The sequence below is a fragment of the Bacillus sp. LR_5 genome (assembly GCF_042709275.1).
The window spans coordinates 17001-43901 of record NZ_JAVAXX010000026.1 but is presented as its reverse complement, the minus strand read 5'-3'; the positions used below and the strand labels follow the sequence as shown (position 1 = coordinate 43901).

25 protein-coding genes and 1 pseudogene are annotated in these 26901 nt (G+C 48.0%); 16 read left to right on the top strand and 10 right to left on the bottom strand.

All coding sequences use genetic code 11. The annotated features are described in order from the left end of the window. The first annotated feature begins 16 nt into the window (after positions 1 to 16). The 5 genes from frlB to RAC86_RS08550 all read left to right on the top strand — a co-directional run bounded on the left by frlB (position 17) and on the right by RAC86_RS08550 (position 5062). Entirely contained in the window at positions 17 to 1003 is a 987-nt protein-coding gene (gene frlB, locus RAC86_RS08570) for a fructosamine deglycase FrlB (RefSeq protein WP_061187984.1), read from the top strand. An 80-nt stretch (positions 1004 to 1083) separates the two neighbouring features. Continuing rightward, positions 1084 to 2352 (top strand): ABC transporter substrate-binding protein, encoded by a 1269-nt coding sequence (locus RAC86_RS08565; protein WP_072565234.1) that lies wholly within the window; start codon positions 1084 to 1086, stop codon positions 2350 to 2352. A 57-nt stretch (positions 2353 to 2409) separates the two neighbouring features. Then, complete coding sequence (locus tag RAC86_RS08560) at positions 2410 to 3288, top strand: carbohydrate ABC transporter permease (protein ID WP_003222831.1); 879 nt, start codon at positions 2410 to 2412, stop codon at positions 3286 to 3288. A 3-nt stretch (positions 3289 to 3291) separates the two neighbouring features. Beyond that, entirely contained in the window at positions 3292 to 4194 is a 903-nt protein-coding gene (locus tag RAC86_RS08555; protein WP_072565233.1) for a carbohydrate ABC transporter permease, read from the top strand. Positions 4195 to 4207: 13 nt separating this feature from the next. Then, entirely contained in the window at positions 4208 to 5062 is an 855-nt protein-coding gene (locus tag RAC86_RS08550) for a fructoselysine 6-kinase (protein WP_014115069.1), read from the top strand. 24 nt (positions 5063 to 5086) lie between these two features. On the opposite strand, the gene frlR is transcribed toward RAC86_RS08550, so the two are convergent. Further along, positions 5087 to 5815, bottom strand: coding sequence for a transcriptional regulator FrlR (frlR, locus tag RAC86_RS08545; protein ID WP_061187989.1), 729 nt, complete (start codon positions 5813 to 5815; stop codon positions 5087 to 5089). Between the two features lie 180 nt (positions 5816 to 5995). Here frlR and RAC86_RS08540 point away from each other — a divergent pair, with 180 nt between their 5' ends. Continuing rightward, complete coding sequence (locus RAC86_RS08540; RefSeq protein WP_072565231.1) at positions 5996 to 7099, top strand: ABC transporter ATP-binding protein; 1104 nt, start codon at positions 5996 to 5998, stop codon at positions 7097 to 7099. A gap of 32 nt (positions 7100 to 7131) precedes the next feature. On the opposite strand, the gene RAC86_RS08535 is transcribed toward RAC86_RS08540, so the two are convergent. Both RAC86_RS08535 and RAC86_RS08530 read right to left on the bottom strand, forming a co-directional pair. After that, complete coding sequence (locus tag RAC86_RS08535; RefSeq protein ID WP_072565230.1) at positions 7132 to 7998, bottom strand: endonuclease I family protein; 867 nt, start codon at positions 7996 to 7998, stop codon at positions 7132 to 7134. 81 nt (positions 7999 to 8079) lie between these two features. After that, a pseudogene (locus RAC86_RS08530) lies at positions 8080 to 8151 on the bottom strand (hypothetical protein); the annotation flags it as partial. 556 nt (positions 8152 to 8707) lie between these two features. Between RAC86_RS08530 and allC the strand changes: the two are divergent. The 7 genes from allC to pucE all read left to right on the top strand — a co-directional run bounded on the left by allC (position 8708) and on the right by pucE (position 16629). Beyond that, positions 8708 to 9946: an allantoate deiminase gene (allC, locus tag RAC86_RS08525; protein ID WP_072565229.1), complete on the top strand. Its 1239-nt coding sequence runs from the start codon at positions 8708 to 8710 to the stop codon at positions 9944 to 9946. A gap of 16 nt (positions 9947 to 9962) precedes the next feature. Continuing rightward, on the top strand, positions 9963 to 11213 hold the full coding sequence (pucG, locus tag RAC86_RS08520) for a (S)-ureidoglycine--glyoxylate transaminase (RefSeq protein ID WP_072565228.1): 1251 nt from the start codon (positions 9963 to 9965) through the stop codon (positions 11211 to 11213). A gap of 229 nt (positions 11214 to 11442) precedes the next feature. Beyond that, positions 11443 to 12435 (top strand): XdhC family protein, encoded by a 993-nt coding sequence (locus tag RAC86_RS08515; protein ID WP_072565227.1) that lies wholly within the window; start codon positions 11443 to 11445, stop codon positions 12433 to 12435. Beyond that, positions 12432 to 13049, top strand: coding sequence for a xanthine dehydrogenase accessory protein PucB (gene pucB, locus RAC86_RS08510; protein WP_041521062.1), 618 nt, complete (start codon positions 12432 to 12434; stop codon positions 13047 to 13049). Before RAC86_RS08515 ends, pucB begins: the two co-directional genes overlap by 4 nt. Further along, complete coding sequence (gene pucC, locus RAC86_RS08505; RefSeq protein WP_072565226.1) at positions 13046 to 13879, top strand: xanthine dehydrogenase subunit C; 834 nt, start codon at positions 13046 to 13048, stop codon at positions 13877 to 13879. The genes pucB and pucC overlap by 4 nt, the downstream gene beginning before the upstream one ends. Continuing rightward, positions 13880 to 16117 carry a xanthine dehydrogenase subunit D gene (gene pucD, locus RAC86_RS08500; protein ID WP_072565225.1) on the top strand — a complete coding sequence of 746 codons (2238 nt, stop codon included), beginning with the start codon at positions 13880 to 13882 and terminating at the stop codon, positions 16115 to 16117. It abuts the gene before it with no gap. After that, complete coding sequence (gene pucE, locus RAC86_RS08495) at positions 16108 to 16629, top strand: xanthine dehydrogenase subunit E (RefSeq protein ID WP_072565224.1); 522 nt, start codon at positions 16108 to 16110, stop codon at positions 16627 to 16629. The genes pucD and pucE overlap by 10 nt, the downstream gene beginning before the upstream one ends. A 310-nt stretch (positions 16630 to 16939) precedes the next feature. Here the strand turns inward: pucE and RAC86_RS08490 are convergent, their stop codons facing one another. The 7 genes from RAC86_RS08490 to pucR form a co-directional block, all read right to left on the bottom strand. Beyond that, positions 16940 to 17038 (bottom strand): YjcZ family sporulation protein, encoded by a 99-nt coding sequence (locus tag RAC86_RS08490; protein ID WP_003222857.1) that lies wholly within the window; start codon positions 17036 to 17038, stop codon positions 16940 to 16942. A 351-nt stretch (positions 17039 to 17389) separates the two neighbouring features. After that, the gene (locus RAC86_RS08485) at positions 17390 to 17506 is read right to left on the bottom strand and encodes a YjcZ family sporulation protein (RefSeq protein WP_003240909.1); all 117 of its coding nucleotides are present in this window, start codon (positions 17504 to 17506) and stop codon (positions 17390 to 17392) included. 299 nt (positions 17507 to 17805) lie between these two features. Next, complete coding sequence (gene uraH / locus RAC86_RS08480; protein WP_072565223.1) at positions 17806 to 18156, bottom strand: hydroxyisourate hydrolase; 351 nt, start codon at positions 18154 to 18156, stop codon at positions 17806 to 17808. Next, the gene (pucL, locus tag RAC86_RS08475) at positions 18156 to 19640 is read right to left on the bottom strand and encodes a factor-independent urate hydroxylase (RefSeq protein ID WP_072565222.1); all 1485 of its coding nucleotides are present in this window, start codon (positions 19638 to 19640) and stop codon (positions 18156 to 18158) included. The genes uraH and pucL overlap by 1 nt, the downstream gene beginning before the upstream one ends. Positions 19641 to 19652: 12 nt before the next feature. Next, complete coding sequence (gene pucK / locus RAC86_RS08470; protein ID WP_061188004.1) at positions 19653 to 20945, bottom strand: uric acid permease PucK; 1293 nt, start codon at positions 20943 to 20945, stop codon at positions 19653 to 19655. 5 nt (positions 20946 to 20950) lie between these two features. Beyond that, a complete protein-coding gene (pucJ, locus tag RAC86_RS08465) occupies positions 20951 to 22300 on the bottom strand; it encodes a uric acid permease PucJ (protein WP_072566776.1) in 1350 nt (449 codons plus the stop codon). Positions 22301 to 22446: 146 nt separating this feature from the next. Further along, on the bottom strand, positions 22447 to 24042 hold the full coding sequence (pucR, locus tag RAC86_RS08460) for a purine catabolism transcriptional regulator PucR (protein ID WP_072565221.1): 1596 nt from the start codon (positions 24040 to 24042) through the stop codon (positions 22447 to 22449). 175 nt (positions 24043 to 24217) lie between these two features. Here pucR and RAC86_RS08455 point away from each other — a divergent pair, with 175 nt between their 5' ends. The 3 genes from RAC86_RS08455 to RAC86_RS08445 all read left to right on the top strand — a co-directional run bounded on the left by RAC86_RS08455 (position 24218) and on the right by RAC86_RS08445 (position 26887). Continuing rightward, positions 24218 to 25558 carry an allantoinase gene (locus RAC86_RS08455; RefSeq protein WP_072565220.1) on the top strand — a complete coding sequence of 447 codons (1341 nt, stop codon included), beginning with the start codon at positions 24218 to 24220 and terminating at the stop codon, positions 25556 to 25558. Positions 25559 to 25653: 95 nt separating this feature from the next. Beyond that, positions 25654 to 26001: a YunG family protein gene (locus RAC86_RS08450; protein WP_014115046.1), complete on the top strand. Its 348-nt coding sequence runs from the start codon at positions 25654 to 25656 to the stop codon at positions 25999 to 26001. 37 nt (positions 26002 to 26038) lie between these two features. Then, on the top strand, positions 26039 to 26887 hold the full coding sequence (locus RAC86_RS08445) for a DUF72 domain-containing protein (RefSeq protein ID WP_072566775.1): 849 nt from the start codon (positions 26039 to 26041) through the stop codon (positions 26885 to 26887). The last annotated feature ends 14 nt before the right edge of the window (positions 26888 to 26901 follow it).

Genomic DNA, 26901 nt, shown 5'->3' with positions numbered 1-26901 from the left:
ATGAGGAGTGAAGGATTTGAGTCAGGCCACAGCAAAAGTAAATCGTGAGGTTCAAGCTTTCTTGCAGGATTTGAAAGGGAAAACCATTGACCATGTATTCTTTGTCGCATGCGGAGGGTCTTCGGCCATTATGTATCCGAGTAAATATGTGTTTGACAGGGAGTCAAAATCAATCAACTCCGACCTTTACAGCTCTAATGAATTTATTCAGCGCAACCCTGTTCAGCTTGGTGAAAAGTCTCTTGTTATTTTGTGCTCGCATTCGGGAAATACCCCGGAAACAGTCAAAGCCGCTGCGTTTGCAAGGGGCAAAGGCGCACTTACGATTGCGATGACGTATAAACCAGAGTCTCCTTTAGCGCAGGAAGCACAATATGTTGCCCAGTACGATTGGGGTGACGAGGCGCTTGCGATCAATACGAACTATGGCGTTCTGTATCAAATCGTTTTCGGCACCCTGCAAGTATTAGAAAACAATACGAAATTTGAACAAGCAATTGAAGGTTTAGATCAATTGCAGGCTGTGTATGAAGAAGCCCTTAAGCAGGAAGCTGACAACGCACAGCAATTCGCAAAAGCTCATGAAAAAGAAAGCATTATTTATACAATGGCAAGCGGTGCAAACTACGGTGTCGCTTACTCCTACAGCATCTGCATTCTCATGGAAATGCAATGGATTCATTCCCACGCCATTCATGCCGGAGAATATTTTCACGGACCATTTGAAATTATTGATGAATCCGTGCCGTTTATCATCCTGCTCGGTTTAGATGAAACTAGACCTCTTGAAGAGCGGGCGCTTACCTTCTCGAAAAAGTATGGCAAAAAGCTCACAGTGCTTGATGCCGCATCTTACGACTTCACTGCAATTGACGATTCAGTTAAAGGCTACCTTGCTCCGCTCGTTCTCAACCGTGTACTGAGAAGCTATGCGGATGAGCTGGCAGAGGCGAGAAATCATCCTTTATCTCATAGAAGATACATGTGGAAAGTTGAGTATTGATCTGAAACTGAGGAACCATTATGCATTAGACTATAATGTTATATAACATTATAGTCTAATGTCCAGAGGAGGCCAACCCTTTGAAGAAAATGTTGTTGTTTTTGATCATTGCAGCTGTCAGTATGCTCACCATTGCGGGCTGTTCGAGCCAGGGCAGTTCATCGGACGGAAAGGTGACATTGAAATTTTTCCACAGATGGCCGAAGGAGCCGGAAAAAAGTTATTTTGAAGAGGTTGTTAAGGAATTTGAAAAAGAACATCCGGATATCGACATTCAAATTGAAGCCGTTTTGAATGACTCTTATAAAGATAAAATTAAGGTCATGCTGGGAACCACCAGCCCTCCTGACATTTACTTCTCTTGGAGTGACGAGTTTGCTTTTAAATTCATCAGAGGCAATAAGGCACTTGATCTTTCGTCCTACTACGAAAGTGATACAGATTGGTCATCACAGCTCGTTCAATCGCAAGTTACACCATTTACTTATGAAAACAAGCAATATGGCGTGCCATGGCAAATGGACGCTAAATCATTCTTTTATAATAAAGACATTTTTAAAAAGCTGAACCTTGATCCTCCGAAGACATGGGATGAATTAATCGATGTGTCAAAGAAGCTGAAAGAAAATGGCTACACACCAATTAGCTTCGGAACAAAGGCGACGTGGACAATCTCGCACTATATCGGCACGCTCAATCAGCGGATGGTCGATGAAAAAACACGGGAAAAGGACTATAACGCCAAAACGGGTGAATTTACTGATGAAGGCTATGTAAAAGCACTTGAAAAGCTTCAGGAGCTGATGCCTTACTTCAATAAACATGTAAACTCCGTCGACCACGAATATGTAAGACAGCAATTTAAGAGCGGAAAGTCGGCGATGATATATGCAGAAACAGCGGAAATCAAGCTGGTTGAACCGGTGAATCTAGGGATGTTCCCATTCCCTGAAATCAGCGGGCAAAAAGGATCATCAGAAGCGTTAACGGGAGCGCCGGAAGGGTTCATGATTGCCTCAAAAACAAAACATCCGAAGGAAGCGATGGAATTTTTGCAGTTTCTGACGTCGAAAAAAATGGGTGAAAAGCTCGTCAAAGATGTCGGGAAATACAGCGCGGTGCAAGGAACGGCTACCGAAGAAAATTCTACAGCCATTCAGCGTGAAGCGGTTCAGCAAATTGTTGATGCCAAATCAATGGTTCCATGGTTTGATATGGATGTCGATGTTGAAATCGCAGATGCGTACTTAACGAGCGTCCAGCAAATGCTTGGCGGCGACATGACACCGGAGCAGGTGATGAAAGCTGTTCAAAAAGCAGCGAAGCAAATGAGAGCGTCAGCTGAATAAATCAAAGAAAAGGTGAAACTTCGCACCTTTTCTTTTTATAAAGGAGATGAGATATCCTTGGTCAATCAGAATAAAATAATCCCCTATTTGTTTTTGGTGCCCGCTCTCGTTTTTTTACTTTTTGTTTATATCCCGATTTTTGAGAATGTCTTCCTCAGCCTGTTTCAGTGGAGCTCTTTTTCTCCGGAAAAAACGTTTATCGGATTGAAAAACTATGTTGAATTATTTCATGATCCTGTCTTCTATCAGGCACTTACCAATAATGTGCTTTACGCAGTGATCTCAATTGTATGCCAGGTATTTGGCGGTTTGATTTTGGCGGCGGTGCTTGAGGATAAGCTGGTCAGAAAATGGTCGCCGTTTTTTCGTACTGTTTTCTTTTTGCCGGTTGTCATCTCAATGACGGTGATCGCGCTTTTGTTTGATTTTATTTACAACCCTGAGACGGGGCTTTTGAATCAGCTGCTTCAGGCGGTCGGTCTTGATCAGCTGACGAGAGCCTGGCTCGGGGAGGACAGCACGGCTATGCTTTCTGTTATTTTTGTGTCTCAATGGCAATCTGTCGGTTATATTGCGATGCTGTACATTGTGTCGATTCAAAAAATACCGGATGAACTGTATGAAGCGGCCAGGCTTGACGGCGCGGGGAAAATTCAGCAGTTTTTTCATATTACCGTTCCCCAGACGAAAGAGATGTCTTTTGTTGCGGTGGTCATGACGCTGACCGGCGCCTTTACGGTATTTAATGAACCGTACATATTGACAGGCGGCGGGCCGGGAAACGCTTCAGAAGTTTTAAGCACGTTTTTATATAAAAGCGCCTTTACAAAGGATATGATGGGCTATGCCTCAGCGATTGCCACAGTTGTGTTAATCATTACGCTCGCATTGTCGCTCATGCAAATGAAGTTCTTTAAAACTGGAAAGGAGGAGTAACAGATGCTGCCTCAGAAGAAGACAGATTCGTTCAGATTGGAGCCTGTGCCTGACCGGCACATTGAGATGAAAAGAAAGCCTAGACGAAAATGGTACATCGGAGAAACGTCTGTGTGGGTTTTTCTGTTTCTTTATCTGATTGCGATCGCCTATCCGCTTCTATGGATGGTGATGAGCGCCTTTAAAAACTCGGACGATATTTTTGAACATAGCTGGTCGCTGCCGTCTTCGTGGCATCCGGAAAATTTTGTGTCCGCCTGGAATCAGGGGATTTCTTCTTATTTTATGAACAGTGTCATCGTCACGTCGCTTACGTGTGTGATCACCGTCTTTATCAGTGCATGGGCGGCGTACGGCCTTTCCCGGTTTGAGTTTAAAGGAAAAGGATTCTTTTTGGTGCTTTGTCTTGGCGGTTTGATGCTGACGCCGCAGGTCAGTCTTGTGCCGCTTTATTCTATTATTCAGTCGCTGGGCCTTTACAATACGTATTGGGCGTTAATCCTGCCGTATGCTGCTTACCGGATCCCGTTCACCATCATTTTGATCCGCTCTTATTTTCTCTCTATTTCCAAAGAATTGGAGGAGGCGGCTTATTTAGATGGCTGTACGAGTTTCGGGGTATTTTTCAGAATTTTCTTACCAATGAGCGTGCCGATTTTGGTGACATCCGGCATTTTGACGGCTTACCATACGTGGAATGAGTTTATGTTTGCGATTATTTTCATAGATGATGAGAGTTTGCGGACCATTCCAGCCGGGCTGATGCAGTTCAGAGACGCACTGCAGACAGACTGGGGCGTCCTGCTGGCGGGATTAACGATTTCGGCTGCGCCCATTATTATTCTATTTTTATTTATGCAGAAATACTTTGTCCGCGGAATTGCAAGCGGAAGTGTAAAAGGATAAAGGAGGAAGCACAATGAAATTGATTGCGGTTGGAGATAACGTTGTAGATTACTATCAGGACCAAGAAACGTTCTACCCGGGAGGAAATGCCTTAAACGTCGCAGTGCTTGCCAAACGGCTCGGGCACGAGGCTTCCTATATCGGAATCGTCGGCAATGACGAAGCCGCGGCACATCTTTTGAACGTACTGAAATTGGAGAAGGTCAATGCGGATTATATTCGCCAGGCGCACGGAGAAAACGGAATGGCGATTGTCACCCTTGATGAACAGGGGGACCGTATTTTTGTCAGATCAAATAAAGGCGGTATTCAGTCCCGGCTCCGTCTTGTGTTTCAGGAGAAAGATGTATCCTTTATCAGCGGACATGATCTGCTGCATACCAGTGTGTACAGCAGACTTGAGAACGATCTTCCGCAGCTGTGCGGCCTGATCCCGGTCTCCTTTGATTTTTCAACCAATCGGGAGGATAATTATTTGAGGAAGGTCTGTCCTTATGTGACGTATGCGTTTTTTTCAGGCAGCGATTTGAGTGAGTCAGAGTGCGGCGAGCTTGCTGAAAAAGCTCATAAGTATGGAGCGAAAGTCGTATGTATGACCCGCGGGGGCCAAGGGGCGATCTTGTCTGCGGGTGACCGAATCTATCATCAGCCGATTGTGGAAACTGATATAATAGATACACTTGGAGCGGGAGATTCATTTATAGCGGGTTTCTTGACTGCTTTTTGCGAGAAGCAGGACATAATGCATGCTTTGGGCAAAGCGGCGGAAACGGCTGCAAAAACATGCGGCGTGTACGGGGCTTTCGGCTATGGCCATCCTTTTCGCTTGGAGGATGGGGGAAGCAGTGAAAAAACGAGAATACTATAAGCAGTGTCTCGTTTTTTATGCCTGTTATGTGTAGGGGCTGTTGATGGTAAAAGTAACACGGTTTGTGTGCATCAAAAACAATGAGCAGTAGATTGGCTGGTCGTTTGATGTAAAAGCCGTTTTATCGATTTCAAATAGCGCATCCCCTATATCGCAATCCAGGTATTTGCTTTCCTCCTGCTGGGCATATACAACATTTAATAGCTTCGTATTGTGTGTGGGCACAACTTGGTATTGCTGTCGCAAAATATCATGCATGGATACGCCGTCAGCAATAAAGGTATCAATGCCGGGAAACAAATCCAGCGGATAATGTGTCACTTCAAAGGTGAGCGGCTGATCATCGTTATATAAAATCCGTTTTAATTCAACGACAGGGCTCTCGGGATTGATTTGCAGCTTTTCGGCAATGGGTTTTGCCGCCGGAATGATCTCATGGGACAGCACCTGATGCTTCGGTTTTTTGCCGGTTGATTCCATAAATTCCGAGTAGCCGTTTACTGCAATCAGCTCTCGTTTTAATTTAGGGCTTTTAACGAACGTTCCCTTTCCTTGCTGCCGGATCAGATAGCCTTCTTCAACTAAATCGAGAATGGCTTTCCTGACGGTAATGCGGCTGACATTATACTTGCTGCAAAGCTCGTTTTCAGTAGGCAGCTTGGCGGTTGGGGAATACACGCCCTTTTTGATGTCATCAGTGATGATTTGTTTTAGCTGAATGTATAAAGGTGTAGAACTTCCGTTGTTTAACAAAGAGTAGCCTCCTTTTAACCTATTATTCATATTATAATGTATTATGACGTTATAATACAAATTTACATTTTTTATTTTAGAAATATAGCAAAAATAGGAATCGATTACTCTAAAAATAACAGAAAGACCAAGTTGTTTCCAGTGACGAAATAACAGATCAAAAGATAGGGGGAATTTCTGATGGCTGCATTATCATTTGAACATGTCAAAAAATCATATCACTCCCAATTAACGGTGAAGGACTTTGATTTAGATGTAAAGGATAAGGAGCTTTTGGTGCTGGTGGGGCCGTCAGGATGCGGAAAATCGACAACGCTGCGTATGGTGGCGGGGCTGGAAAGCATCTCTGAAGGAAACCTCCTCATTGATGGGGAACGGGTCAATGATCTCCCGCCGAAAGAACGTGATATTGCGATGGTATTCCAAAACTATGCGCTCTATCCGCATATGACGGTATTTGATAATATGGCGTTCGGATTAAAACTTAGAAAGATGGCGAAACAGGAAATTGCTGAGCGGGTTCATGCGGCAGCTAGAATTTTAGAGATTGAACATTTGCTGAAGAGAAAACCGAAGGCGCTCTCTGGCGGACAGCGGCAACGGGTGGCGCTTGGCAGATCGATTGTAAGGGAGCCGAAGGTCTTTTTAATGGACGAGCCGCTTTCCAATCTGGATGCAAAACTGAGAGTGACGATGCGGACAGAAATCAGCAAGCTGCACCAGCGTTTAGAGGCAACCATCATTTATGTCACGCATGACCAGACCGAAGCGATGACAATGGGCGATCGGATTGTCGTGATGAATGATGGGGAAATCCAGCAGGTGGCGAAACCTCATGACATTTATCATTACCCGGCAAATCTGTTTGTCGCAGGCTTCATCGGCTCTCCCGGAATGAACTTTCTGACAGGCGCCATTGAAGAGCACCATGGCGAGCTGTTTTTCACAAACCCTTCGATCCGGCTTCATATTCCTGAAGAAAAAGCGAAGCGGCTTAAAGAAAAGGGATATGCCGGCGAGCAGATGATTGCCGGCGTCCGGCCGGAGCATATCACACATATGACTGAAAATGATCAGCTGTTTGATTCAGTGTTTAAAGCGAAGGTGGAAGTGAATGAAAATCTGGGATCAGAGCAAATTGTACATGTCACGTCTGGGGGCGAGCGGCTCACGGTCCGCCTGGACGGAAACACGCGAATCGCCGCAGGCGATCTGATCCAGCTGGCAGTGAAAATGGGTCACGCCGTCTTTTTCGATGCGGAGACAGAAGAGGCTGTGTATTAGAAAAGGTGCTCCTAAACAGGAGCACCTTTTTCTTACGGCCAAATGTCGTCAGCCCATTCAGGGTGGTCAATAAATGGATTGCGGTTATGCTGATATTTCTCATAAATGATTTCATTTCTTTTTCTCTCGCGGTCATCAACCGGGTCCTGCCTATTCCATTCAAGCAGGACAGATTGTTTTCCGTGATAAGGGGCTGAGCCGTTGCCTGTTTTATCATTAAGCTCAAGGTCAGGGTAGCCGTCATCACCTTCGTAACGGACAGCCATGTAAAACAGCATGCGCGCCACATCGCCTTTTACATCATCGCGAGGCTCCCATGAATCTCCATCATAATAATTTCCCGGCGCTTTTGCATATTCAGTGCCGCCGTTGTCAAAATCCATATTTCCTCTGGCGCTGTTGACTTGAACGTCAGCCGGGCGCAAATGGTGAATGTCGGTGCCAGGTCCCTTGCTTGTACCAAAATTGCCATGAGATTTCGCCCAGACATGCTCGCGGTTCCAATCGCCGATATTGCCGCCGTTCAGGTTTTTCGACCGCGATTCATTCGTATAGAGCAGGATGACGTTATTCGGGTTTGCCGGATCTTCATCGGTTTCTTTCAGCGCGTTCCATACTTCGCTGTAGGACAGCATCGTGTGTCCGCTAACGATGCGGTGCAGAGCGCTTTTTAGCGATTCTCCTGTTTTTCCTTCAGCCCCTTCATAATAGGTATCTGTGTCAGTGTAGGGTGCAGCGGGAGCGGCTAATGAGAGAAGGCCCACGGTTCCTGAAGGGGAAGACGCTAATCGGTCATTCAGACTCAATGCGGTTTGCGGGCTTGCTGATGCGGCGGGCGCAAACCATCCGGAAATCAGTAATACACAGACGAGCGGCAGAAACCTTGTTCTTTTTGTCATCACTTGCCCTCCTTTTATCAGATCATGTCTATTATCTAAAAATGAAATCAAGGATAGAAGTGTCATTTTGTATATTTTTCTTTAAAATTGTAAATTAGTTCCTTTGGAGGAGGCAGATATCCACTGTTCCAATATCTTTAGGCCCCGTTTTTGCTTCAGCTGAGATTTGGCAAGGTCTGTTCCTTCTTCAATTGATGTGGTATGTCCGAATAAATAGTAACGCAGTCCCGCATTCATGATGACTTGCTTTCTTTCATAGTCTAATCCGGCTTCCTCGCTGCCGCTGAGAATCGCCTTGATTTTTTCTGCCTGTCCGGCCTGGCTCATTATTTGATCCACTGCTGCTTCGTCCGACGTTTCTGTTTTGATCCGTTCTGCGATCAGAAATGCCGCGATTTGCACATCGCTTGCTTTACCGGAAAACATCGCTTCTCCCGCAAGCTTGGCTTGTTCATATGAAAGGTGTTTTGACCCCCTTTTCCTCTTGCTGTGTCTTTAATCCATTGTTGCATTTTGGCTCTCTCCCTTACTGTGTTTTCTTTTGACTTTACATGAAAATGGCACTGCGAGGTAGGGAGGTTTCTGGTTGCTATGGTGCTGGATAGATACTGTGACTAAAAAATAAACGTTTTTTTGGTTATTCTGTCAATGAACTATCGAGTTCCTCCTTCTATAATGAAGTCACCATAACGGCCAGAGGGGGGAGTACATGGAAAAGCAGAAGCTATCAGTCAAAAACAGCATCACAGATTATATTGAATGGCTCGCCCAATACGGCGCATCTGCGGACGGCGGCGTAACGAGGCTTTTGTATACAAAAGAGTGGATGGACGCGCAGCTCGCAGTCAAAACGGAAATGTCTTCATTCGGGCTTGAAACAAGATTCGACGATGTCGGCAATGTTTTTGGAAGGCTTTCGGGCACCCAGTCTCCGGATGAAGTGATTGTAACCGGTTCACATATCGATACTGTCATCAATGGGGGAAAGTATGACGGCGCTTACGGCGTTCTTGCGGCCATGCTGGCGATCAAGCAGCTCAAAGAAACGTACGGAGCGCCGAAAAAAACACTCGAAGCGGTCTCCTTATGTGAGGAGGAGGGGAGCCGTTTCCCGATGACCTATTGGGGATCGGGGAATATGACAGGCGTTTTTTCAGTACAGGATGCGGGAGAACCGAGAGACGAATCAGGAGTTTCACTGCAATCTGCGATGTATGAGAACGGCTTTGGCAAAGGCGTGTTTCAGTCAGCGTATAGGACAGATATCAGTGCTTTTGTTGAGCTTCATATTGAACAGGGGAAGACATTGGAAATGTCAGGACGGGATCTCGGCATTGTGACAAGTATTGCGGGGCAGAGGCGATATCTCGTCACGCTGGAGGGGGAATGCAATCACGCGGGAACCACCTCCATGAAATGGCGCAAGGACCCTCTTGCAGCCAGCAGCCGCATCATTCATGAACTGCTGCTGCGGTCGGAAGAGCAGCCGGATGAGCTTCGCCTGACATGCGGAAAGATAACGGCAGAGCCCAATGTAGCCAATGTCATACCGGGCCGCGTGCAGTTTTCAATCGATATTCGCCATCAGCATCAGCACGTGCTGGAGCAATTTCATGAAGATATGGCTGCTTTGATCAACGGCATTTGCCATCAAAAAGGAATTCGCGCCATGATTGATGAATATATGCGGATAGAGCCTGTGCCGATGGACGAAAGGCTAAAGGCTGCGGCTTTTGAGACAGCGGCAGAAAACGGGATCAGCTGTGAAGAAATGGTGAGCGGAGCAGGGCATGATGCACAAATGATCGGAAGGTGCTATCCGGCTTGTATGCTGTTTGTGCCAAGCCGCGGCGGCATCAGCCACTCTCCGAAGGAATATACTTCAGCCAGACAGCTTGAGATCGGCGTCCGCGCATTGACTGATTTATTATACAAACTGGCTTATTGATAAAGGAGGAATGGCTGTGTCAGGCAGAAAAGAATTATGTACCCCGTTAAGAACGATTATGACGCCGGGTCCTGTTGAGGTTGATCCGCGTGTATTAAGAGTGATGAGTACCCCGATTGTTGGGCAATTTGATCCAGCGTTTACCGGTATCATGAATGAAACAATGGAGATGCTTCGGGAGCTGTTCCAAACGAAAAACCGCTGGGCATATCCGATTGACGGTACTTCACGGGCGGGAATCGAAGCGGTGCTGGCGAGTGTGATTGAGCCGGAAGATGATGTGCTTATTCCAATTTATGGCCGCTTCGGTTATTTGCTGACTGAAATTGCCGAGCGGTATGGGGCGAATGTTCATACGCTTGAGTGTGAATGGGGAACGGTTTTTGACCCGGATGACATCATACGGGAAATGAAAAAAGTGAAGCCGAAAATTGTGGCAATGGTGCATGGGGAAACATCGACAGGGCGGATTCACCCGCTAAAAGCCATCGGCGAAGCCTGCCGAGCCGAGGATGCATTGTTTATTGTCGATGCAGTTGCGACGATTGGCGGCTGCGAGGTTAAAGTCGATGATTGGAAGATTGACGCGGCTATCGGCGGCACACAAAAGTGCTTGTCTGTTCCATCGGGAATGGCGCCGATTACATATAATGAGCGGGTGGCGGATGTGATTGCGGCGCGTAAAAAGGTGGAGCGCGGGATTGCGACACAAGCTGACAGGACAACGCTTTCGGGAAACCGGCCAATCACAAGCAATTATTTTGATTTGAGCCAGCTTGAGGATTATTGGAGCGAAAGACGGCTCAATCATCATACAGAAGCGACGACGATGCTGTACGCCTTGCGTGAGGGTGTCAGGCTGGTGCTTGAAGAAGGTCTTGAAGCCCGTTTTGAGCGGCATCGCCACCATGAGACCGCATTAGCAGCTGGGATTAGGGCAATGGGGCTGAAGCTGTTTGGAGATGACAGCTGCAAAATGCCTGTTGTCACTTGTGTAGAAATCCCCGGCGGCATTGACGGCGAGTCTGTCCGCCACATGCTGTTGGCGCAATTCGGCATCGAAATCGCCAGCTCATTCGGCCCGCTGGCGGGAAAGATCTGGAGAATTGGCACGATGGGCTACAGCTGCAGGAAAGAAAACGTGCTGTTCGTGCTTGCCGGGTTAGAGGCTGTGATGCTGAGACATGGCGCAGGGATCGAAGCAGGAAAAGCCCTCCAGGCAGCCCTTGATGTGTATGAAAACGCTGGCCGCCAGGCAGCGGTATAAAGAAAAGCTTGCGGAACGCCGCAAGCTTTTTTAGTGATGCGATTTCGCTTTTTCTCCAATCTGTTTTTCTTTGTTTGACTCTTTTTACAAATCCTCTTTCTCTGTGTTGCATTTTCTGACGAAGCATGAGTCATTTCTCCTTCCATCATCTATTCTTTATACAAGTTACCTATAAAACCATGCTGAACTTGTTGTTTCTTACAGCGATTTTTGAGAGGGGGATGCAGCATTGGGAAATTTGCACATGGTGTTAGATGCGCTCCTGGAAGATCAGGATGAGGCTGTGCTTGCGACAATTGTTCAAGTGGAAGGCTCATCGTATCGAAAAGCAGGCGCTTCTATGCTCTTTAAGAAAAATGGCGAACGGGTCGGATTGCTGAGCGGCGGGTGTGTGGAAGAAGATTTGCTCCACAGAATTAGTGAACTGGGCGATCAGCTGACGTCAGTGCTGATTCCATATGACATGCGGGCGGAGGACGATCTTTCCTGGGGCATGGGAGCCGGATGCAACGGCATAATTCATATTCATGCGGAGCGAATCACTCAGGAAAAAAGACGGCACTATGAAAGAGTGAGGGACTGCCTTCATTCAGGCAAAGCTGTCACAGCCGTTACGCAGCTCGACTCCTCCCGTTATATATTTCTGTCGGAGAACGGGCAATTTGGGAACTGGCCGGACGCGCCTCTGCAAGACATTCAACGTACCGCTTCAACGCTTCATTTACCGCATTTTGATTCATCAACCAACATGTTTATTCGGCGAATTGAACCGAAGCCGCGTCTCATTCTGTTTGGAGCAGGGCCGGATATTGTGCCGCTTGCCAATTTGGCGGCTGATACAGGGTTTTCTGTTATCGTGACAGATTGGCGCCCCGCTTATTGCACATCCTCTCTATTCCCAAAAGCGGATCGGCTGATCACTGCTTTTCCGGAACAAATGCTGAGTGAATTTCAGTTTTACCCGCATGATGCAGCTGTTGTGGCAACCCACCATTTTCAGCACGATCAAGCGATCATCGACTTCTTATTTTCTCAAAATCTTCATTATATCGGACTGTTGGGTTCGGCAAACCGTACGAAGCGGCTGCTGAATGAAAAACAGCCGCCGGCTCACTTTTACAGTCCGGTCGGGCTGAAGATCGGTGCGGAAGGCCCCGAGGAAATTGCCGTCAGCGTTGTCGCGGAAATCATTCAAACAAGAAAACGGCTGGCGGTTGTATGAGAAACCCCTATATGATCGGAGTGTTTCTCGCTGCCGGCAAAAGCAAAAGAATGGGGCAAAACAAGCTGGCTTTGCCGTTAAAGGGAGAAACCATCGGATCGCTTTCTTTGAAAACCGCTCTCTTGTCCCGCCTTGATCACGTGCTGATCATCGAGAGAACTGAACGTGCTTCCCATGAGTGGATGGGAGCGCCATATCACGCGCCGCCTTTTCGAAAACGCTGGAGCCTGCACGTTTGTCAAGAAGCTGAAAAAGGGCAAGGGCATTCAGTCAGCAGCGGGGTGAGAAAAGCAGAAAGCATGGGAGCGGACGGGGTTGTCATTTTATTAGCCGACCAGCCGCAGCTTTCCGTTGATCATCTCAATGCCCTTGTGGCAATGGCTCCTGAGTCATTTGCCGTGTCTTCGTCTTTAGGCGCGTTCGCCCCGCCAATCTATTTCTCATCGGCTTGTTTTCCTTATGTAAAGGAGTTAAAGGGAGATGAGGGGGCTCGCAGTCTTTTGAAAAGCGGGCAGCTTGGAACAGGAGCCGTTTTGGAGGCAAAGGCAAGCTCGGAGTTGAAAGACATTGATACACCGGAGGAATACGACATGGTGAGGAGGTTGATGGTTTGAATGGCCAAGTGACAAAAGCAAGGATGGATATTCAATTATGGAGGCCGGCAGCGCTCGATGAAGCCTACTCACTTTTGGAGCAGCTTGCCCCAGATGTATGTGCCGTCTCGGGCAGCACGCTGCTTCAGCTTCAGTGGGACAAAGGGATTCTTCCGAAACAGCATCTCGTCAGTCTTGAAGGAATCAACGAGATGAGAGGAATCAGCGCCAGTGACACCCATCTGTCGATCGGGGCGCTTACAACACTGAGTGAATGCAGAAAGAACTCCCTAATTAAGAGTGCGCTTGGTTGTTTCAGCGAAGCTGCTTCCGCTGTTGCTGCACCCGGAATCCGCAGCCGAGCCACGCTTGGCGGCAACATCGCGAGTAAAATCGGGGATTTGCTTCCCCTCCTGCTTGTGCTTGATGCTGAGCTTATCGTGTACCAAAAGGAGCTGATGAGGCTACCGCTTGGCGATTGGCTCATAGATGAAGACTTTGAAACTGCCATCGTTACGCGTGTCATCATCCCTCGTGCGGAGGGAGAGCGAGTGTTTTACCGCAAGCTTGGGAGGCGCCAGGCTTTTACTGGAGCTGTTGCGGTTATAGCTGGACGTTTTTTGAAAGACGGCGGCATTAGCCTCGCCGCTGGCCATGCCGATATTACACCGGAAAGATTAATGGAAAGCGAAGAGATATGGATGGCGTCAGGGTGGAATCCGCACGAGCTTTACGAAACGCTTGTCCGTGAGCTGCCGTTTGCCGCAGATGCTTTTATGTCAGCGGCATACAGAAAAAAAGCCGCTGCCAACGTCATCATGGCAGAGCTGATGGCTGAGGGAGGGGAATAAATGATGATCAACAAACCGTCAAGAATCAGGCCGGATGGAAGAGGAAAGGTCACAGGGGAACTGAAATATATGACCGACCTCAGCTTTCCAGGAATGCTGTATGGCAAAGTGCTGAGAAGCGCTTATCCTCATGCGGAGATCGTGTCGATTTGCACCATGAAAGCTGAAGAAATGGAAGGTGTGCGGGCAGTTGTCACTCATAAAGACGTTCCCGGTTTAAACCGATTTGGCATTGTCATCCCTGATCAGCCGGTTTTATGTACGGATAGGGTACGGTACGTCGGAGATGCGGTCGCCGCAGTTGCTGCGGAAACGGAGGAAATCGCGGAAGCGGCGCTGGAGCTGATTCGTATTGAGTATAAAGAACTGGAGGTCATTGATTCACCAGAAAAAGCGCTTCGGCCGGACGCGCAAAAACTGCACGAGGACGGGAATATCCTGCATCGCGCATGTTTTTCACACGGCGATGTTGAAGAAGGATTTCAAGCATCTGGCACGGTCCTTGAAGAAACCTACGAGCTGCCGCGGCAGATGCATACGTATATGGAAACGGAAGGAGGCGTAGCCGTTCCTGAAGACAATGGGGGCTTTACGATGTATGCAGGAACGCAGCATGGCTATAAAGACCGTTTCCAGCTTGCCCGTATTTTTGACATTTCTGAAGAAAAGATCAGGGTTGTGTCGAGCCCGATGGGCGGCTCGTTCGGCGGGAAGGATGAGCTGAATATCCAGCCGTATGCCGCTCTTTTAGCACTGAAAAGCGGACTTCCCGTCAAAATTCATCAGACCAGAAAGGAATCTGTACGTTCTGGCATTAAACGCCATCCGATGAAGATTACGATAAAAACGGGTGCGGATCATGCGGGGAAACTTTTGGCTCATGATGTGAAAATTGTGGCGGACACAGGCGCTTACGCTACACTCGGACCGGCTGTTCTTGACTTTTCTGTCGAGCACGCCGCGGGGCCTTACCGTATTCCAAATATCCGGACTGAAGGGATATCTGTGTTTACGAACAACGGGGTGGCGGGTGAATTTCGGGGCTTTGGCGGCAACCAAATCACATTTGCCCTCGAAACCCATCTAGATCGTCTCAGCGGCATGCTCGGCATCGACCCGCTGGAGCTGAGAAGAAAAAATATCAGAAAACCGCATGACTTGGGGCCGCTTGAGCACCGGATTGCATCGACTGACGGAGCGGCGCAGGTGTTGAATGCCATTTCTGAATCTCCCATTCTTACAAGAAAACACCAGAACTCAGGGTATATACGGAGAGGCACGGGAGCGGCAATCACAATGCACGGCGGCGGGCTGGGGTATGGACGAATGGATGCGGCAGGAGGCCGTTTGTCCCTTTCAAGTGACGGCAAAATTATGGCTTCGTTCGGATTTGAAGAATGCGGACAGGGTATTCTAGCGGCAATCGAACATATTGTCACCGAGGAGCTGGGCTGTGCTGCGGAAGATATTTCCATTGTCATTGGGGATACCGCAATAGTACCAAAATCAGGCTCATCCACAGCATCCCGCGGCACAAGCATGGTATGGCACGCGATCCGGCGTTTGAAGAAGCCGTTTCTTTCTCAGCTGAAAAAACGGGCGGCAGAATGGAGCGGCTGTTCAGCGGAAAACCTTATTCTTGGTGCCGAGGGCTTGCGTGACCAAAACTCAAAGAAGCTCGTGGTGACGTATAGAGAGCTGGCTGAAGAAGGCCCTTTGGTAGAGGAAACAGCATTCGATTTTCCGACAACGCCTGATCCTGTGGTAGGCGGCCATTTTCTCTACTCATTTGGCGCGGCGGCTGTTGAGGTGGAGGTTGATCTATTAACAGGCGATGTCAAATTGATAGATTGTGAGCACGCTATTGCGGCAGGTCCGGTTGTCAGTCCGCAGGGCTATCGAGGGCAAATCGAAGGCGGCGCTGTTATGGCACTCGGCTATACGCTGATGGAGGAGGCTAAAATGACGGACGGCCGTTATGCGGCGGAAAATCTCGACCAGTATATCATTCCCGGCGTGAAGGATGTTCCCGAAATGAAGCTGACTGCGTTAGAAGAGCTGATGGAAGGCGATTCCCACGGCCCGCGCGGTGTAGGCGAAATCGGAACGATTGCCATCACCCCAGCGATTGTAAAGGCAGTGCACGATGCGGTCGGATGCTGGATAAACAAGCTGCCGATTTCAAGAGAAGAGCTGCTTGACGAGATAGACAGAAAGGGGATGAAGCAATGGACGTAAAAGAAGCTGGACCATTTCCTGTAAAAAAGGAACAGTTCCGAATGACCGTGAATGGGCAGGAGCGGGAGGTTGCAGCCGTTCCTACGACACGTCTGAGTGACCTGCTTAGAATGGAATTTCAGCTGACCGGGACAAAGGTGTCCTGCGGAATCGGCCGCTGCGGAGCGTGCTCCATCCTAATCGACGGAAAGCTGTCCAATGCGTGCATGACCATGGCTTATCAAGTGGACGGCCATTCCATTACAACCATCGAGGGACTTCAAAAAGAAGAACTGGATATCTGCCAAACCGCTTTCCTGGAAGAAGGGGGCTTCCAATGCGGCTACTGTACCCCTGGCATGACGATTGCCCTCAAAGCGCTGTTCGAGGAAAACCCGCATCCCACAGATGAAGAAATAGAAGAAGGGCTGGCGGGGAATTTGTGCCGCTGCACCGGGTATGGCGGGATTATGCGGTCTGCTTGCAGGATTAGAAAAGAGTTGAGCTGCGGGAAAAGGGAGTCCGGTTTTTAAAAGCCGGGCTTATTAGTCTAATCAATTTATTTTCGAATTGTCATATATGTAAAGAGCAGCCGAAGGATCAATTGCCGGTCTCTTGCTGGAGCGTTGTGGACTCACCCAGTGGGAACAAAGATTTTCAAAGCGGTCATATTAGGGTGAACACTGTGGATATTTTAAAGATGCAGATTTGTAGCAAATGTTTATATTTCTCTGATTAAGAAACATTTGTAAGATAAACGAGCAAAACGCCATAAAAATTTTTTATGGCGTCTATCGAACAGGGAGGTGCTCATAAAACGGAGGTGCTAGGCAAAGTTAAAGCTTAAAAACCACCAAAGAAAGAAGTACCAACAATGATTAACAAAATGAATAGCACCACGATTAAAGCGAAGGAGCTACCATAACCATTAGAGTAACCCATATTGCCACCTCCTTTAGTGAGGATAGTATAAGATATGCCAAACGATCATTTTCGACATAGATTTAAGTCTAAAAAAGAGAAAATGAATATTTTGTCTAAAAGTGTAAGAGAGAACGCATAATCAATCACTATCTCAAATGCTGCTGCACCCCAGGAATGATAATTGCTCTCGAAAGAGTTAGTGAAAGGTATACATATCGTATAAGAGTTGCTGGATAGCACAGCAAAAACTCATGAATCATATAAATCGGAAAACTCTGTAATATTTGGTTAATGACATAGCAAAACGCCATAAAGACTTCTTATGGCGTCTAGCCCGAGCCCGAACAGGGAGGTGCTTATAACATACTGTTAAATTGGAACGCCTTCTGGATAACCTCCAAAGAAAGATGCTCCAACAATGATTAATAGAATGAATAGCACTACAATCAAAGCAAAGGAGCTACCATAACCGTTAGAGTAACCCATATTGCCACCTCCTTCAGTGAGGATAGTATAAGATATGGCTAACGATCATTTTCGACATAGATTTAAGTCCAAATAAGAAAAAATGAATATTTTGTTTAAAGGCTAGACAGAATACGCATAATCAAAAACTATTAAACAGTAAGGATAAAGCTTAACAGAAATCAAACATGTAGTATGACCCATACTGCTTCTTACTGTTTTCAAACCAGGAACCTTCTCAAGTAGAGAAGGTTTTTATTTATGCAGTATTGCCAGCCGCCTAAACATATTAAAGCCCGCCTCACCGGCGAGCTTCCTCCTTAACTCCCCCTATACACCTGATAACCAAAAGGCGACAGCAAAAGCGGGATATGATAATTCGCATCTTGATTTGCAAGCTGAAAACGGACGGTGACAATGGTTAAAAACGGCTTATCGGGCGTGTTCACTTTTTGACTCGCAAAATAGTCTCCTGCATGAAATTCCATCACATACTCTCCAGACACCAGCTCTTCCCCTGCCAGCAACGGAGCATCGACTCGGCCGTCATTGTTGGTGAATGTCTCTTTAACAAGGATGACCTCTTCGCCCAGCCGCTTCAATTCAATTTTTACGTTCGCCGCGGGTTTGCCGCAGGTTAAATCTAAGATATGGGTTGTCAGCTTTCCCATCAGGCCTTCAGGCTCCCTAATGCTTCAGCGGCTTTCTGTTTTTCTTTCTCGGCGTCTTCTCTTGTCACGGTAAAGCGCTGGAAACCGAATGGCGGGCGCGGTTCGGTGTAGACTTTTCCTTTGGACCCTGGGATCTCTTCAACGACTGTATCCCATGTGTGGTTTTGAGATTGGAAGCTGACATCAGTGAGCTGCGGGAATGTCGTTAATATTCTGCAGCCGATATGATGGATTAAATTTTGAATTGAAGGGGTTTCGAGTTCGTGAAAAACGGTGCTCGCCAAGTCACGAACTTGCTCAGCCGCGACGTAGCGGGCGGGATCGGTAGCACGTGCGTCATCTGTGTTTTCATACTGCCAGCTGATGTTTAAATAGACAAACAGCGGGCGGTTGCCGTCCTCCGGGAGCGTCGTATATTCGTCCCGGATAAAGCCAACGAAGGAGTTGCCGCTCACCTTGACGAGCTGAAGATCCATGATTTCGCTGTACTGCTCTTTGATCGTTATTGTATCCCCGGTTCGTTCCGCTTTCAGCACAGACCGGGCGCGTTCATTGCGTGATCTTCTAAAGACGAGGTGGCTTGTGCCGAGTTCTTGCTCCTCGTATGCAGGCATCGCCTCAAACGGAATGTCTTCGCCTGTCAAAGTGATCGTGTCCATATGAGAATAGGTATCTAAAAATCGGTGAGCCACATAGTGTAAGAATCCCTCGGTTGTCATCCCTTCATAGGAAGCGAGATGGCGCTGAATAAAGTTTTTCATTGAGTCTGTAGCCACGACGAGTGTATTATCTCCGTCTATAAATGATGGCAGAAAGGCATCTCCGCCAATTTCGCATGTCACATCAATGCCGACAACAGTATTGTCTCTCCCTGTAAAAGAAGACTCTGGGATTTGCCGTACTTCTGTGAGCGGCTTTAAAAACGTTCGGTATGCAAATACATTTCCTTTGCCATAAGACATGGTTCTTTTCATTTGCGTCTCTCCTTTTTCAGTTATGATGTCCGCCAGCCGAAAGCGGGCGATGCGGTAAATTTCTTCAAGAGCCTGCTGGAACTCCGTTTCTCGTTCGTTCTCAAGCCTTTCCAGCAGGGCTTGGTGAATGTCCTGTTTCGTCTTTCCCTTTACCGCTAAAATAAAAGGAAAGCCGAAGCGTTCATAATAGTGCTCATTCAGCTTGAGAAATTCCTCGTATTCCTCTTGTTCAAGTTTGCTGAGCCCCGCGTTTTGCTGCTCTCTTACCGAGGTAACGCTCATTGTTTTCTTTGTTCCGAGACGAGGGTGCTTGTTGATCAAATCCAGCTGTGTCCGGCGATCAGCTGCTTTTACAATGCCGGCCATTTTGTGGTGAAGGTCAGAAAGGGAAGAAAACGGGCGCAATGCCGCGGCTTTCTCCGCAATCCATGAAGAATGTTCAAAAATAGATCCAAGCGTGTCTGTCAGTGTTTGTATGTCCATTTGGTTCAGGTCATCCATTGTGAACATGGGCATCTTCCTTTACGTTTTTATTTCAGCGCCATTCGGCTGTTTGGTTTGAAAAAAAGCGTGCAGTGCAATTGCCGTCAAACTGCCGATCACAATTCCGCTTTCAGCCAAGACTGTGGCCGAGCCCGGGAGAGATGAAAACAACGCGGGAACTGTTGTGGCGCCGAGCCCTAAGCTGACGGAAGAGGCGATAATCAGTAGGTTGCCTTGCGAATCGAAATCAACGCTGGAAAGCATTTTGATCCCGTAAGAAATGACCATGCCGAACATGACAATCATCGCGCCGCCGAGAACTGGGGTTGGAATCACTGTTGTCAATGCTGCGGCTTTTGGAACCAGTCCGATCGCCATGAGCATGATTCCTGTGATGGCGATGACATTGACACTTTTCATTTTTGAAAGCTGAACGATACCGACATTTTGCGAGAAGGCTGTATAGGGAAACGCGTTAAATAAGCCGCCAAGCACAATCGCAAGGCCTTCCGCCCGGTAGGCTTTTTCCAGATCCTTCTCCGACAGCCTGCGGTTTGTGATATCGGCCAGAGCAAAGTAAACACCTGTCGATTCAACCAGGCTGACAATGGCAACGAGGAGCATCGTAACAACAGCCGGCAGCTCAAAGGTTGGCGGGCCAAAATAAAACAGAGACGGAACATGAAGCCAGGACGCCTCTATGACGTCAGAAAAATCGACTTTTCCCATAAAGAATGCAGCCGCTGTTCCTGCGATAAGGCCGAGCAAAATCGCAATGGAGCGTATAAAGCCTTTAAAGAAATAAAACAGCAATAAGATAAAAGCTGTGACGCCAAACCCGAGGAGTACGTTGTCCAGTGAGCCGAAGTCTTTGCTTCCTTCACCGCCGGCCAGGTTATTCATTGCCGTCGGAATCAGGCTGATGCCGATGATCATGACGACTGAACCGGTCACGACAGGCGGAAAAAAACGGACAAGCTTTCCGAAGAAGCCCGCGGCTAAGACGACAATCAGCCCTGCGGCGATAATGGCGCCATATATCGCTGAGACACCGTATGTGCTGCCGATGGAAATCATCGGGCCGACCGCGGTAAACGTACATCCGAGCACAACAGGGAGGCCGATGCCGAAGTATCGGTTTTTCCACAGCTGCAAAAGAGTCGCAGCCCCGCACATGAACAAATCGATCGCAATTAAATACGTCAGCTGCCCCGGATTCAGCCCGATCGCCGCTCCGACGATCAGCGGAACGAGAATTGCTCCCGCATACATGGCGAGCATGTGCTGAAGTCCGAGCATCATCAGCTGAAAGACATTGTGCTGTTCCTTCATTTTTTTTACACCTCTTTTTCTAATGCGAGTGTATGGTCTAATACCGGAAGTTCAGTTTTCTGAGCGGTTGTTTCTTTTTTGCCGCGCAAACTGAAAAATAGATTCAAAAAGATGGCGGTCAGGCTTCCGGTGATGGTTCCGTCACTAACCAGAATCCGGATCGGAGCGGGGAATTCAGCGAAAATCCCGGGCACCGTGCTTGCGCCGATGCCGAGTGCGATTGAGCATGCGATGGTCAGCAGGTGATATTGATTTTTGAGATCCGCTGTGCTGAGCATTTTGACGCCTGACGCAATCACCATTCCGAACATGACAACCGTCGCGCCGCCAAGCACAGCCGCAGGAACGGCAGAAGCAAGGGCTGCAATCTTCGGAATCAGTCCGAGACAGACAAGGATACAGCCGGCGGTAACGACGATGTTTCTTGTTTTCACTTTCGTCAGCTGTAGTAAGCCGGCGTTTTGCGCAAAGGTGTTATAGGGGAAGGCGTTGAACAGTCCACCGATAAGAATGGCGATTCCTTCCGCTCGATAGCCTTTGACAAGGTCTTTTTCGGTTAAAGGTCTGCCGCATATTTTTCCGATTGCGTAGAAAACGCCGGTTGATTCGACAATAATGACGATTCCGACAATCAGCATCGTTAAGATCGGGCCGATTTCAAATGAAGGGGCTCCGAAGTAAAACAGCTTCGGGACTTGAAAGAGCGGGGCTTCAGCGACAGCAGAAAAGCTGACCTTGCCCATGATGGCCGCTGCCGCTGTCCCGGCAGCGATTCCAACCAGAACGGACAGCGTTCGGGCAAACCCTTTGAGAAAGCGGTTGAGGACTAAGATCAGGACAAGGACGCCGACAGAGAGAAGAAGGTTTTCGAGCGAACCGTATTCGGGGTTGGCGCTGCCGTTTATTTTTTCGCCGCCAGCCATATTTTTCACACCTGTCGGAACAAGTGAAAGGCCGATTAAGGTGACAACGGTACCTGTTACGACAGGAGGGAATAACACGGTCAGCTTGCCGAAAAAACGTGCAAACAGAAAGATAAATAACCCTGTCACGATGATTGAACCGTAAATCGCGTGAACGCCGTAGTTCGCGCCGATTGCGATCATCGGGGTGACGGCCACGAATGAACTGCCGAGCATGACGGGAAGCCCGATGCCGATGAATGCTCCGCGCAAGGTTTGCAAAAGCGTCGCCACACCGCACGTTAACAGGTCAATCGCCAACAGGTAAGACAGCTGTTCAGATGTTAGATTCAGCGCCCTGCCGACAAGCAGGGGCACCAAAATCGCACCTGCATACATGGCCAGCACATGCTGAAGGCCAAGAGTGAACACCGCGAACGATTTTTGTTTCACCATAGTCCCTCCTTTTATATGTGAACTTTAGTAACATGATAGCGTGCCGATTGCCGGGTGTCATTGGATACTGTAGCCGAAAAAGACAGGTGTTATTGATGAAAGTGACGAAAAACGATTCAGTTTGTAAGAGAATGTGACAAACATTAGCTGATCAGCCGCTGCATCCGTAAGGCAAGCCGCAAACGCATCGTCGTCTCAGGATCTTTTAAGCTTTTGCCCAGCAGCTCCTCACATTTTTCAAGGCGGTAGATGACGGTATTGCGATGAACGTACAGACGCTTTGCCGTCTCGGAAATTTGGCAGTGTGTCTCTAAATAGACGGACAGCGTATGAAGCAGGCTTTGATCCTCCTGCTGTTTTTCAGCGAGGCTTTGAAGCGTGGAGTTGTAAAATTTCTTCAAATCCTCAACCGGGAGAAGGCGGAGAAGCTCAGGCACATCTTTGGCATGATACACCTGAATAAACTCCGTGCTTCTTGACAAATGCCCTGATTGCAGAGCGTCTGAAGCTTCGGTGAACGCGTCGGGAACGTCAATGAGCTTTTGGCATATGTTGCTGATGCCAAAGGACACAGTCCGTTTAAATTGAGCTCTGACCTGTGTTTGAAACTGCTCTAAAAAGCTGATCACCGAGGCGTGCATTTCACTCCAGCTGTCTGTCGCCTCGATCAGAATAATGCCGACATTTCCTTTAATAAAGAGGTGGGGCGGAAACGGGAACGCCGATAATTCGCCTTCAAGAAATTCGAATACGCCATCGGAGGCGAGCTGATTTTCTGTAAAGCTGATCGATTCGTCATTCCGGTCGAGTTTTCCGGCAATGCACATGTATTTTTGATCCCAGCGCAGCTTAAATTCCTTTGCCCGGTTTTTGATTTCGTCGTCTGAAGAAAATGAGCGCTCAATAAAATTGCTGAAAAACTCATTGCGCGCCCGCCGGCCGAATTGCTTCAGCGCATTTTCCTTCAGCAGTTCAAAGGAAATGACGTTAGCAGCTTGTTCAATGGTGAGAATCAATCCTTTGTCTCCGGCCTGCACCATGTCGGGTATCAGCAGGTAGCCGCAGTTTTTTTCATGATTATAAATAGGAAGGACAGAATACGTTTTTCGATCTGAGAACGTAGAGAAACAAGTGAAAAACGGCCCGGATACGGTATTCAGGGTGCCTTTCAGCTTTTCGGTCTCAAATGAAATCTGATGGGACGCAGAAAGCATTTTGGCATGCTGGTCAAGAAGCAGCACGGGAAGCTGAAGGAGGTCTGACACCTTTTTGAGGAGAGATTGCAGCCCCTTGCCGCTCATAATGTGGTTTGTGAATTTTTTGTGCGCGTAAATGGCTTGCTGCAGCTCGTTAGAACGCATATCGAGAATGTGGCTGAGTGTTGCATTCACAATATCGCCGAGGCGGATGTGTTCAGGAAGCTCGATGATCGGAAACGCGTATGAATCGGCCAGCTCGATGATTTCTTTCGGGATATCCTCCAGGTAGCGCTTTGTTTTAATGCCGAGGCCCGCGCAGCCGCGTTTTGCCATTTGCCGAATCAGCTCAGATAACTGGTGCGGGTGATCCTTCAGGTGATACGCGGTGGTGACGAGCAATTCATTCTTATGCAGAAAGTCTGCGATATCCGGAGCGTCCATCATATTGACATGCTGAACCTCTCTTTCTCCTCCTGCTTTTCCTGCGATTAAATTGGCGTTTTTATAAGCCGGTATTTTCATCACATCAAAAATATTCATAGCGCATTCTCCTTTTCTATAAAAAACATTGGTTAAGATGAATAATTTTCAATAGGAATTCTAGCGGTTTTGCTAATGTAATACGATCATAGTAGCAGTAAACTGTTGAAAATAGAACTGATTGTGTTACATAAACTGACATGAAAAATCGTCAACCTTACATGGGAGGATCAATATGGCTTACGATATGGTGATAAAAGGTGCGAAGGCAGTTACGCCAGATGGCGTTAAAGAAGCTGATATTGCAGTTCAAAACGGTGTCATTACCGAGATTGGTTCAGACATTGAAGCGAGCGGGGCATCAATGATCCAGGCAGAAGGCCAATATGTGTTTCCAGGTGCGATAGACTGCCATGTTCATTTCAATGAACCGGGCAGAGAGGACTGGGAGGGGTTTGAAACAGGTTCGCAAATGATGGCAGCAGGCGGCTGCACCACCTATTTTGATATGCCGCTCAATTGCATTCCATCAACCGTGACGGCAGAGCATCTTCTCGCAAAAGCCGAACTCGGCAGGCGAAAATCAGCTGTGGATTTTGCACTATGGGGCGGGCTTGTGCCAGGTCATATCGATGACATCCGCCCAATGGCTGAAGCGGGGGCGATCGGGTTTAAAGCGTTTTTATCAAAATCAGGCACAGACGAGTTCCGCTCTGTTGATGAACGTACCTTGCTCAAAGGCATGACAGAAATCGCGGCTGCAGGAAAAATCCTCGCTCTTCATGCGGAGAGCGACGCAATCACAAGTTATTTGCAGATGGTTTTGGCCAATAAAGGAAAAGTGGATGCGGATGCGTACGCCGCCTCCCGTCCGGAGGAAGCCGAAGCTGAAGCGGTGTATCGCACGATCCAGTATGCGAAGGTGACAGGCTGTCCGGTTCATTTTGTCCATATCAGCACGGCGAAAGCGGTCCGGCTGATCAGAGAGGCGAGACAGGAAGGGCTTGATGTTTCGGTTGAAACATGCCCGCATTATGTCTTGTTCAGCCATGACGATTTACGGGAAAAGGGCTCTGTCGCAAAATGTGCGCCCCCGCTCCGGTCACAGCAATCGAAGGAAGCGCTGATCGAGGCGCTCATTGCGGGGCACATTGACATGGTTTCCTCAGACCATTCCCCTTGTCGTCCGTCTTTAAAGCGGGAGGATAATCTGTTTTTATCATGGGGCGGAATCAGCGGCGGACAGTTTACTTTATTGGCCATGCTTCAACTGGCGCTTGAGCGGGACATTCCATTTGAAACCATCGCTGAATGGACAGCAGCGGCCCCTGCGAGACGATTCGGACTTCAGAAAAAAGGGCGGCTTGAAGCGGGATGTGATGCGGATTTTGTGCTCGTCAGCATGGAGCCGTACACTGTCACAAAAGAATCGATGTTTTCAAAGCATAAAAAAAGCATTTACGAAGGACATACATTTCCCTGCAGCATTTCGGCCACTTACAGCAAAGGCCGGTGCGTGTACAATGATGGGGAAGCAGTCAGCGAAATTGATGGAGCACTGGTCGTTCCTTCGTAAGCCCGGCGATTTTACCGCCGGGTTTTTTGATTTCCTCCGTTCTTGTTTTTAAAATGAAATCAACGTGGTATCTTTTTTTAAAGGAGGCGGAGGCAATGGAACATATCACATACATACTCAAGCAATCTTGGTCGCGCCATACGAGCTCTAAATGGACGGAAGAATGCCCGGCATGCGGACAATGCGGTGTGACGGCATTGGTGATTCAAGATCAATTCGGCGGCGCCATTTTCAAAACCAAAGTCGGTGAGAGCTGGCATTTTTATAACAGCATCAATGGCGTGATGTACGATTTTACGAGTGAACAGTTTCAGGCGCCGATTGAATATCAGCATATTCCTTCTTCAAGAGAAGAGGCGTTTTTAGATACGAATGAGGAACAATACCAGCATCTTCGTTCAGCATTTTCCCGCCATATGAACAGCATTTCCGAGGAAACCTGAAAACACGTGTGATAAACTGGGAGAGAGGTGAATGATTGTGATTTATATCGGACTGACGGGATGGGGGGATCATGACAGCATCTATCCGCCGAAAACGGCCAGCCAGAAAAAATTGCAGGCCTATTCCTCCCATTTTCCGATCGTTGAATTAGACGCGAGCTTTTACGCAATTCAGCCGGCGCGAAATAATGAAAAGTGGGTGAAGGAAACGCCGGAAACCTTTCAATTTATCGTGAAAGCGTATCAGGGCATGACAGGGCATCAGCGCGGAGAAATCCCCTTTGATTCAAAAGAGGAGATGTTTGACGCGTTTAAGGTGTCTTTAACGCCATATTTACATAGCAATAAGCTTGCCATGGTGCTGTTTCAATTTCCGCCGTGGTTTGACTGCAAGAAGGAGAATGTCGTTTATTTGAGATGGTGCAAGCACCAAATGGGAGATATTCCATGTGCGCTTGAATTCAGAAACCGCTCCTGGTTCTCGCCGCCATTTTATGAGCAGACGCTTTCATTTATGAAAGCGGAAGGCTGGATTCACAGTGTCTGTGATGAACCGCAAATCGGGGAAGGCAGCGTCCCGACTGTGTTGCGCGCGACCGATGAAAACAAAACGCTCGTCAGGTTTCACGGACGCAACAAGCAGGGCTGGATGAAGCCTGACGGCGGGAAAAACTGGCGGGAGGTCAGGTACTTATACCGCTACAATCAACAGGAGCTGGCGGATTGGAAAAAGCACCTGAATGAATTGCAGCAGCAATCTAAGGATGTTTTTGTCCTGTTCAACAACAATTCCGGCGGAGACGCCGCGGATAATGGCAAGCAGATGCTTGAACTGCTTGATATCGAGTACAGCGGACTTGCGCCGAGACAGCTCGATTTATTTTAGAAAAGAGGTTTTGA

Coding starts and splice junctions, on each gene's coding strand:
- RAC86_RS08555 (WP_072565233.1), top strand. CDS start 3,292: ATGCTGCCTCAGAAGAAGACAGATTCGTTCAGATTGGAGCCTGTGCCT.
- RAC86_RS08550 (WP_014115069.1), top strand. CDS start 4,208: ATGAAATTGATTGCGGTTGGAGATAACGTTGTAGATTACTATCAGGAC.
- RAC86_RS08540 (WP_072565231.1), top strand. CDS start 5,996: ATGGCTGCATTATCATTTGAACATGTCAAAAAATCATATCACTCCCAA.
- RAC86_RS08535 (WP_072565230.1), bottom strand. CDS start 7,998: ATGACAAAAAGAACAAGGTTTCTGCCGCTCGTCTGTGTATTACTGATT.
- allC (WP_072565229.1), top strand. CDS start 8,708: ATGGAAAAGCAGAAGCTATCAGTCAAAAACAGCATCACAGATTATATT.
- pucB (WP_041521062.1), top strand. CDS start 12,432: ATGAGAAACCCCTATATGATCGGAGTGTTTCTCGCTGCCGGCAAAAGC.
- pucD (WP_072565225.1), top strand. CDS start 13,880: ATGATGATCAACAAACCGTCAAGAATCAGGCCGGATGGAAGAGGAAAG.
- pucE (WP_072565224.1), top strand. CDS start 16,108: ATGGACGTAAAAGAAGCTGGACCATTTCCTGTAAAAAAGGAACAGTTC.
- RAC86_RS08490 (WP_003222857.1), bottom strand. CDS start 17,038: ATGGGTTACTCTAATGGTTATGGTAGCTCCTTCGCTTTAATCGTGGTG.
- RAC86_RS08485 (WP_003240909.1), bottom strand. CDS start 17,506: ATGGGTTACTCTAACGGTTATGGTAGCTCCTTTGCTTTGATTGTAGTG.
- uraH (WP_072565223.1), bottom strand. CDS start 18,156: ATGGGAAAGCTGACAACCCATATCTTAGATTTAACCTGCGGCAAACCC.
- pucL (WP_072565222.1), bottom strand. CDS start 19,640: ATGTTCACAATGGATGACCTGAACCAAATGGACATACAAACACTGACA.
- pucK (WP_061188004.1), bottom strand. CDS start 20,945: ATGAAGGAACAGCACAATGTCTTTCAGCTGATGATGCTCGGACTTCAG.
- pucR (WP_072565221.1), bottom strand. CDS start 24,042: ATGAATATTTTTGATGTGATGAAAATACCGGCTTATAAAAACGCCAAT.
- RAC86_RS08455 (WP_072565220.1), top strand. CDS start 24,218: ATGGCTTACGATATGGTGATAAAAGGTGCGAAGGCAGTTACGCCAGAT.
- RAC86_RS08450 (WP_014115046.1), top strand. CDS start 25,654: ATGGAACATATCACATACATACTCAAGCAATCTTGGTCGCGCCATACG.